At 71.2% G+C, this 8,763-nt stretch carries 7 protein-coding genes; 3 read left to right on the forward strand and 4 right to left on the reverse strand.

What is annotated here, in order from left to right:
- The first annotated feature begins 29 nt into the window (after nt 1-29).
- Entirely contained in the window at nt 30-3,608 is a 3,579-nt protein-coding gene (locus ACXJMZ_RS35080) for a S8 family serine peptidase (protein ID WP_457034063.1), read from the forward strand.
- Between the two features lie 45 nt (nt 3,609-3,653).
- On the opposite strand, the gene ACXJMZ_RS35085 is transcribed toward ACXJMZ_RS35080, so the two are convergent.
- Nucleotides 3,654-3,980 (reverse strand): TetR-like C-terminal domain-containing protein, encoded by a 327-nt coding sequence (locus ACXJMZ_RS35085; RefSeq protein ID WP_457034064.1) that lies wholly within the window; start codon nt 3,978-3,980, stop codon nt 3,654-3,656.
- A gap of 420 nt (nt 3,981-4,400) precedes the next feature.
- Here ACXJMZ_RS35085 and ACXJMZ_RS35090 point away from each other — a divergent pair, with 420 nt between their 5' ends.
- Entirely contained in the window at nt 4,401-5,567 is a 1,167-nt protein-coding gene (locus tag ACXJMZ_RS35090; protein ID WP_457034065.1) for a serine hydrolase domain-containing protein, read from the forward strand.
- A 44-nt stretch (nt 5,568-5,611) separates the two neighbouring features.
- On the opposite strand, the gene ACXJMZ_RS35095 is transcribed toward ACXJMZ_RS35090, so the two are convergent.
- On the reverse strand, nt 5,612-6,313 hold the full coding sequence (locus ACXJMZ_RS35095; protein WP_457034066.1) for a TetR/AcrR family transcriptional regulator: 702 nt from the start codon (nt 6,311-6,313) through the stop codon (nt 5,612-5,614).
- Between the two features lie 124 nt (nt 6,314-6,437).
- On the opposite strand from ACXJMZ_RS35095, the gene ACXJMZ_RS35100 reads away from it, so the two are divergent.
- Nucleotides 6,438-7,364: an NAD-dependent epimerase/dehydratase family protein gene (locus ACXJMZ_RS35100; protein ID WP_457034067.1), complete on the forward strand. Its 927-nt coding sequence runs from the start codon at nt 6,438-6,440 to the stop codon at nt 7,362-7,364.
- Between the two features lie 31 nt (nt 7,365-7,395).
- Here the strand turns inward: ACXJMZ_RS35100 and ACXJMZ_RS35105 are convergent, their stop codons facing one another.
- Together ACXJMZ_RS35105 and ACXJMZ_RS35110 are read right to left on the reverse strand one after the other, a co-directional pair.
- Nucleotides 7,396-8,376, reverse strand: coding sequence for a zinc-binding dehydrogenase (locus tag ACXJMZ_RS35105; RefSeq protein WP_457034068.1), 981 nt, complete (start codon nt 8,374-8,376; stop codon nt 7,396-7,398).
- An 83-nt stretch (nt 8,377-8,459) separates the two neighbouring features.
- On the reverse strand, nt 8,460-8,763 hold a 304-nt coding region (locus ACXJMZ_RS35110), incomplete at its 5' end, for a TetR family transcriptional regulator C-terminal domain-containing protein (protein WP_457034069.1).

Here is an 8,763-nt window from a genome sequence, read left to right on the forward strand (position 1 = left end):
CCCCCCCGCCACCACGTGAAGGAGAATCCGTGGCTTTACGAACCAGCCGCTTGCGTACGGCCCTGACCGGCCTGCTCGCCGCCCTCGCCCTCCCGACGGTCACCCTCGCCGCACCGGCCTTCGCCGCACCGGCCGCGCCACCGACGCCGCCCACCACGACCGCGTCCGCGACCGCACCCGCCGCCAAGATCGAGGCGAAGGTGCTGGAGCAACTCGCCGACGACGACAAGGCGGTGTACTGGGTCCAGCTCAACTCCCAGGCCACCACGGTCGATGCGCAGCGCGCCACCACGAAGACGGCCAAGGCCGAGGCCCTGCTCCGCGCCAAGACCACCCACGCGGACGCCACCCAGGCGCACCTGCGCGGCCTGCTCGACGCTGTCCGGGCCGACTACCGTTCGTACTGGATCGTCAACGCCATCCGGGTCACGGGCGACCGCAAGCTGCTGGACACGCTGGCCGAGCAGCCCGAGGTCGCCTCGATCCGCGCCGAACAGACCGTCAAGCTGGACGAGGTCGTCCCCGGCACCGCCGAGCCCAAGGCGCCGGACGCCGTCGAGTGGAACGTCGACCGGATCGGCGCCCCACGGGTCTGGGACGAGCTGGGAGACCGGGGCGAGGGCATCGTCGTCGCCAACATCGACTCCGGCGTCGACTACACTCACCCGGCGGTCAACACCCAGTACCGGGGCCGGACTTCGGACGGGGCGTACCACCACGACTACAACTGGTTCGACCCGGCGAACGTCTGCCCCGCCGCCGCGCCCTGCGACAACAACGACCACGGCACCCACACCATGGGCACGATGGTCGGTTCCGTCGGCGGCGACCGGATCGGCRTCGCCCCCGGCGCCAGGTGGATCGCCGCCAAGGGCTGCGAGACCAACACCTGCTCCGACGCCTCACTGCTCGCCGCCGGCCAGTGGGTGATCGCCCCCACCGACCTCAGTGGCAACAACCCCCGACCCGACCTCGCCCCCGACGTGGTGAACAACTCCTGGGGCGGCACGCTGTACGACGACTGGTACCGGCTGACCGTGCAGGCCTGGGTGGACGCGGGCATCTTCCCCGCCTTCTCCAACGGCAACAGTGGCCCCGGCTGCAACTCCAACGGCTACCCGGGCGGTTACACCAACGGCTACTCCTCCGGCTCCTTCAACAGCGCCGGTGCCATCTCCAGCTTCTCCTCCCGAGGCCCCGGCGAGAACGGGCAGCTCAAGCCAGACCTCGCGGCCCCCGGTGAGAACGTCCGCTCCAGCGTGCCGGGCGCCGGCTACGCCGCGTTCAGCGGCACCTCGATGGCCAGCCCGCACACCGCCGCCACGGTGGCCCTGGTCTGGGCCTACGCACCCTCCCTGCGTGGCAACGTGGCCGAGACCCGGGCCCTGCTCGACCGCACCGCCGTCGACACCGACGCCACCGCCTGCGGAGGCACGGTCGCGAAGAACAACGTCTTCGGCGAAGGCAAGCTCGACGCCTACGCGGCCGTCTCCGCCGCCCCGCACGGCCCGGTCGGCACCCTCACCGGCCACGTCACCTCGGGCGGCACCGCGCTGGTCGGCGCCACCGTGCTCGCCGACGGCGCGATCGACCGCACCGCCGTCACCGCCGCCGACGGCTCGTACAGCCTGGCCAACCTCGCCGAGGGCAGCTACACCCTCAAGGTCACCAAGTACGGCTACCTCCCCGCCACCGCCGAAGCCGTCGTGGTCGCCGACCAGACCGCCACCCGGGACTTCGCCGTCGAGCAGGCCGCCTCCGCCACCGTCACCGGCACCGTCCGCAGCGGCAGTGCCCCGGCGGCCGGCTCCGTGGTCACCGCCACCGGCACCCCTGTCAGCGCCACCGCCGACGCGGCCGGGCACTACCGACTCACCCTCCCGCTCGGCGAGTACGACGTCACCGCGAGCCCCCCGTACCGCTGTGCCGACCAGGCCCGGCAGCACCTGTCGCTCACCGGTGACACCACCGCCGACATCGAACTGCCGGTCCGCACCGACACGTTCGGCTACAGCTGCACCGCGACCAGCGGCGAGTGGGTCGGCGGCAGCACCAAACTGGCCCTGACCGGTGACACCGCCGCCGAGCAGGTCCGGCTGCCGTTCGCCGTCCCGCTGTACGGGGCCGTGCACACCGTCGGGTACGTCAGCACCGACGGCGTGCTGTCCTTCCCGGCCGCCTCCACGGTCTACAGCAACGGCGCCATCCCGTCCCCCGGCCTGCCCAACGGAGCGCTCTACCCGCTCTGGGACGACCTCTACCTGGACGTCGACTCCGGTGTCTGGACCGCCGCCACCGGCACCGCCCCCAACCGGGCGTTCGTCGTCGAGTGGCGCAACGTCGCGTTCTACTCCGACCGCACCCAGCGGCTCTCCTTCTCGGTGGCGATCAGCGAGGACGGCAGCTTCACCTACCGCTACAAGGACACCGCGGCCTCCGGCCTGGCCGCCGGATCGGGCGCCACCATCGGCCTGGAGAACGCCGCTGGCACCGACGCCCTCCAGTACTCCCTCAACACCGCCGTGCTCGGCAACGGACTGGCCGTCACCTTCCGGCCCGTCAGGACCGGCCTGCTGCGCGGCACCGTGACCGACGCCAACGACGGCAAGCCGCTGGCCGGTGCCGCCATCAAGCTGCTCACCGCCACCGGCAGCACGGCCGGTACCGCCACCAGCGGCGAGGACGGCAGCTACCTGCTGCAACCCGCCGCCGGTGACTACCGGTTGGAGGCCGGCGCGGCCAACTACGCGACCGCTACCGGCCCGGTCACCGTCACGGCAGGCGCGGTCCAACGGCCCGTCACCGCCCTGGCCACCGGCCGGGTCACCACCTCGGCGCCCACGCTGACCGCCGTCGTGCCCGCCGGACAGGCCCGCACCCGCACCCTCGAGCTCGCCAACGCCGGTGCCCCGACCGCCTACACCGTCACCGAGGCGGTCGACGCCGCCTGGCTGAAGGTCGAACCGGCCGCCGGCGACCTCGGCACCGGTTCCAGGCAGACCGTCAAGCTGTCCCTGGACACCGCCGGTGCCGCGCCCGGCACCGTCCTCACCGCCCAGCTGCTGATCCGCTCCGCGAGCGGCCGGGCGCCCCAACTCACCGTCCCCGTCACGGTGGTGGTTCCCGGCTACCAGGTCGCCCTGGACGCCGGCGCCACCGGCGCCTTCACCGACTCCCTCGGCGACAGCTGGACCAGGGACCGTGAGTACGCCACCGGCAGCTACGGCTACCAGGGCCGCTCCTCGGCCAAGGACACCCGGGAGGCGGTCACCGGCACCACCGACCCGAAACGCTTCCAGACCGCCCGCGAGGGCATGTACGGCTACGCCTTCGACCAGGTGCCCAACGGCGTCTACACCGTCGAACTGGACTTCGCGGAGCTGGACCGCAAGTCGCCCGCCACCCGGGTCTTCGACGTCCTGATCGAGGACCGGGAGGTGATCCCCGACCTCGACATCGCCCTGAAGGTGGGCACCCRCAAGGCGCTCACCCAGACCTTCACGGTCACCGTGACGGACGGCCGCCTGGACGTCCGCTTCGTGGCCGCCGACGGCAAGACGCTACTCAACGCGATCCGCGTCACCCAGCGCCCCGACCTCACCGGCTGACCCACCGTCGGGGCCGCGCACCCACGCAGGGCGCGCGGCCCCGGCCTATCCGGCCGGCGCGACCTGCACGGCGGCGTCGAAGTAGGCGTCGAAGTCGGTGATCACCGCGTGCAGATGCCCGAACAGTTCGAAGCCGACCGTACCGACCAGCGAGATCCAGAGCGTGAGCGACCGCTCCACCAGATCCGCGTACGGCTCGGCGGGCGCTCCGCCGATACCGTCGAGCACCCCTTGGCCGACGAGCCTGGGCAGCAGCTGCGCGGACGGTCTCAACAGGCCCTGGGCGTGGGCCTCCAGGACCAGCACCGCCAGCAACCGGGTGATCCGGGTGGCGGGGTCGATCGTGTCGTCAGGGGCCCGGCAGCCGGGCACCGGTTCGAAACCCCAACCTCACCCTGACAAGCCGAAGTCAGTATCCGTCGGACAGGGCGTAGTTCGCGGCCGTGCAGGCACGTCAGGAGGCCGGTGTGACCTGGTAGTTGGGACCCTCTGCGAACGTGGGAGCGACGTCATTGCCCCGCCCCCCGCCCGGCGCATCCCCGATCGCTCATACGACCCATCCGTCGACGGTGCTGGTCGCGGTCGGTACCGCCGTTTTCCCAGGGCACCTTGCGGTCCGTTGTTCTACTGGACGGCACGTAGGGGTCGACCCCGACAACACCGGCTTCAGGCAACGCGATCGGCCAGGGGTGCACCAGGGTCACTGCCCTCCTCCGCGATGATCCGCGCTGCCGTTGCCCTGGACAGGATGGACGCCGTACGAACAATCCGGTCCACACCACGGAGCATCCCTTGAGTATCCGCATACGTACCGCCCTGGCCGCCGCGCTCGTGCTGGGCCTCAGCGCGGGCGCGGTCGCAACACCCGCCCTGGCCGCAGCACCCAGCGCTCGGGTAACGGCGAGTCAGTCACCCGGACCGAACGCGAAGGCCTTGGAGGACGCCCTCCTCGGGCTGCCCGGCCAGGACGCGACCGCAGCGCTTGTCCGCGTCGGAGGCCAGGGAAGCTGGCACGGAAGCGCGGGGGTGCATGACCTGGAGAGCAACCGGAAGGCGCTGGAGGGGGCTCGGTTCCGGGTGGGGTCCACCACCAAGGTGGTCACCTCGGCCATGGTGCTGCAGCTCGCCGCAGAGGGCAGCCTGGATCTCGACGGCACCGTTCAGACGTACCTGCCCGGTCTGATGACGGACGCCTTCGAGCCGATCACCGTACGGCAGTTGCTCACCTTCACCAGTGGGCTCCAGCCCGGCGCCTCGCTCGGCCCCGAGAACGCCGAGGGCTACGAGAACCGCTTCAGGACGCTGACCCCCGACGAGGTGGTCGCGGAGTCCGTCGCCAAGGGCCCCTACCGGGGGCCGGGGGAAGGCCCGGGCAAGAAGCAGCGGTACGGCAACATCGACTACACAGTGCTCGGCATGCTGATCGAGAAGATCACGGGCGACTCCTACGAGCACCAGGCGCAGGCCCGGATCTTCCGGCCGGCCGGCATGCGGCACACCTCGTTCCCCGACGGCCCCGACCCGCGAATCCTCGGTGCGCACAATCGCGGCTACCAGAAGCTGGCCGACGGCACGGTCGTGGACGCGACCGAGTGGAACATGTCGGACCGGTGGGCGGCAGGCGACATGATCTCCACCACCGAAGACCTCGAGAAGTTCCTCTTCGCACTGTTCAGGGGCGAGCTCGTGCCCCAACCGCTGCTGGAGAAGGAGATGTTCACCGTTCCGGACGTCAAGGGCGCTGTGCTGAGTGCGGGACTGCAGCGCTACGACGCGGGCGGCGGACTGATCATCTGGCTCAAGACCGGAGCCCGGCCCGGTTACAGCACCATCATCGCGGCGACCAGGGACCTGTCACGAACCCTCGTCTACTCGGTGAACGCGATCGACGCCAAGGCCACGACCATGAATCCGGTCGGCGAGCGCATCGTCCGGGCCGCATTCATGCCCACCGGCTGACCCACCCTCAGGGCCGCGCACCCACCCGGGCGCGCGGCCTTGGTCTACCCAGCCGGCAGGACGGTGAGACCGACCGCCTCCCCCGCAACCTGCACGGCGGCGTCGAAGTAGGCGTCGAAGTCGGTGATCACCGCGTGCAGATGCCCGAACAGTTCGAAGCTGACCGTGCCGACCAGCGAGACCCAGAGCGTGAGTGACCGCTCCACCAGATCCGCGTACGGCTCGGCGGGCGCTCCGCCGATACCGTCGAGCACCCCTTGGCTGACGAGCCTGGGCAGCGGCTGCGCGGGCGGTCTCAACAGGCCCTGGTCGTGGGCCTCCAGGACCAGCGCCGCCAGCAGCCGGGTGATCCGGGTGGCGGGGTCGATGGTGTCGTCAGGGGCCCGGTAGCCGGGTACCGGAGAGCCGTAGACCAGGGCGAACTCGTGCGGATGGGCCAGCGCCCAGCGCCGGACGGCCCGGCAGGCGGCGAGCCACCGGGTGCCCGGGTCGCCGGTTACGGCGGCCGCCGTCTCGGCCGCCGCGCCGATCGCGTTGAACGCGTCGATGATCAGCGCCGTCAACAGGGCGTCCCGGCTGGGGAAGTAGCGGTAGAGCGCCGACGAGGCCAGGCCCAGGTCGCGCGCCACCGCGCGGAGCGACAGCCCAGCGGCCCCGGTCTCGCTGAGCTGCCGGGTGGCCGATTCCTTGATAGCGCGGGTGAGCTCGGCGCGAGCCAGCTGCCGCGCGGTCTGAGACGCCGTCATGGCGCCCATTCTGCATTTCGAGAGCAGCGCACACAAGAGAGAGCACTGCTCTTGACTTCCACCGGACCCGCCGACCAGACTGCCTGCAGGAGAGCACTGCTCTCCCCAGTCCGGGAGGGGACTCATGGCACGGCACATCGTCATCGGTAACGGCCCGATCGGCGCCGCCACGGCAGCGCTGCTCACCGAGCAGGGGCAGGACGTCACGGTCCTGACCCGCTCGGGCAGCCACGGCAGCACGGCGCTGGACGTCACCGACACCGCAGCACTTCGGCAGGCCGCCCACGGCGCCGAGGTGATCTACAACTGCGCGAGCCCGGCCTACCACCGCTGGCCCACTGACTGGCCACCGATCGCCGCCTCCGTGCTGGACGCGGCGGAGTCCACCGGCGCGGTGCTGGTGATGGCGGGCAACCTGTACGGCTACGGCCCCGTCGACGGTCCGCTCACCGAGGACCTGCCGCTCGCGGGCACCGGCGCCAAAGCCCGGGTACGCGCCACCATTTGGCGTGACGCACTGGCCCGGCACACGGCCGGACGGGTCCGCGTCACCGAGGCACGCGCCTCCGACTACTTCGGCCCCGGCGTCGTCGACCCCGGCTATCTGGCCCAGCGGGTGATGACACCCCTGCTCGCCGGGAAGGGCATTCGCGTCCTCGGCGACCCGGACGCGCCGCACAGCTTCACCTACCTCCCCGACATCGCCCGCACCCTCGTACGTCTCGGTACCGAGGAACAGGCGTGGGGACGCGCCTGGCACGTTCCCACCGCCCCACCCCTCTCCATCAGGGAGAACCTCCAACGCCTGTCCCGCCACGCCGGTCTACCCCCGGCGAAGGTCGGCTGGATCCCCTGGTGGCCCCTCCGCCTGGCCGGCCTCGCCAACCCTACGCTGGCCGAACTACCTGAAGTCCGTTACCAGTTCGACCGGCCCTTCGTGATCGACGCGAAGGCGTACACCTCCGCGTTCGGCGAGCAGCCCACCCCGACCGACCAGGCCCTGGCGGCCACCCTCACCTGGTGGCAGGAGAGGCTGGCGCAGGTCGCGTGAGCCCCGCACCGAGGCCCGTCGCAGGCGAGGGTCAGTCGAAGGTGACGACCATCTTGCCGAGGGCTGCTCCGGCGTCCATCGCCCGGTGGGCTTCGACTATCTCGTCGAACCGGAAGACCCGGGTGGGACGGGCCCGGAGCGTACCGGCCGCGACTTTGGCGTAGATCTCGTCCAACGGCACGTCGGTGAGCGCGAATTCGGGGGTGCCCAGGACGAAGGCGCTGCCGAAGAAGCTGAGCTGGACCCCACTGGGGAGATCGGCGATCGGGTCGAAGTCCCGCACCGGGTCGAAACCGCCCAGGAAGCCGAGCTGACACACCCGGCCCCGGGGTCGGACCAGGGCCAGCGAGTCGCGCAGGACACTGTTGCCCACGATGTCGAACACCGCGTCGACGCCGACCCCCCGCTCCCTGACCTGAGCGGCCAGCGCGCCGTCGTCGATCAGCACGTCGCCCGCCCCGAGCTTCTTCAACAGCGGTACGTGCGCCGGGTTCCGGGTCGTGGCGAGCACGGTCGCGCCGTGGTCGACCGCGAGGTTGACCGCGGCCTGACCGAGCGAGGACGTCGCACCCCGCACCACGACCGTCTCACCCGACCGCAGGTCCAGATTGCCGAACAAGCCGCTCCACGCCGTCGCATACACCTCGGGAACGGCCGCCAGATCGGCCCAGTCCAGCGACGAACGCACCGCCACCACATTGGTCGCCGGCACCGTCACCAGCTCCGCGTAACTTCCGTTGCGGGTCCGCCCCATACCCCCGAGGATCGCCACCACCCTGGTCCCGACCGGGAGTTCACCGGACGGGTCGGCCTCCACCACCCCGGCGCACTCGATCCCGGGGACGGCGGCCACCTTCCCCCAGGCGCCGCTGCGCATGTACGCCTCGGCATGGTTGAGGCCGAACGCCTTGACCCGGATCAGCACTTCGCCGTCGGCGGGCACCGGGTCGGGCAGTTCGGCGAGGGTGAGAACCTCGGGGCCGCCGTGGGCGGAAATGACGATGGCCTGCATGTCCCAGCTCCATTCTTGAGCACTGATTCAAGTATTGGTCCGAAAAAAGAGCCACCGCGCACGGTGGCCCATGTACCTCGCCGTCAGACGAGAGCAGCGAAGGCGTTGTCGACGATCGCCCGCAGCAGCGCCCCGTCGGGATTCGCCTTCCCGACGACCATCAGCCCCTGACAGGTGGCGACCAGCAGCTTGGCACTTCCGGCGCAGTCGAGCGACGCGCGCACCTGCCCCCTGCGAGCCGCGTTCTCCAGCGCGTGGGTCATGCACCGCTCGAGCCGGGCCAGGTGGCCGCGCACGACGGCCGCCGCCTCGTCGTCCTCGGCGGCCTTCTCGATCGCCGTGTTGACGAGCAGACAACCCTGCCGCCCCTCGGGACTGAGCAGGTCG

This window comes from Kitasatospora sp. P5_F3, from assembly GCF_054049135.1.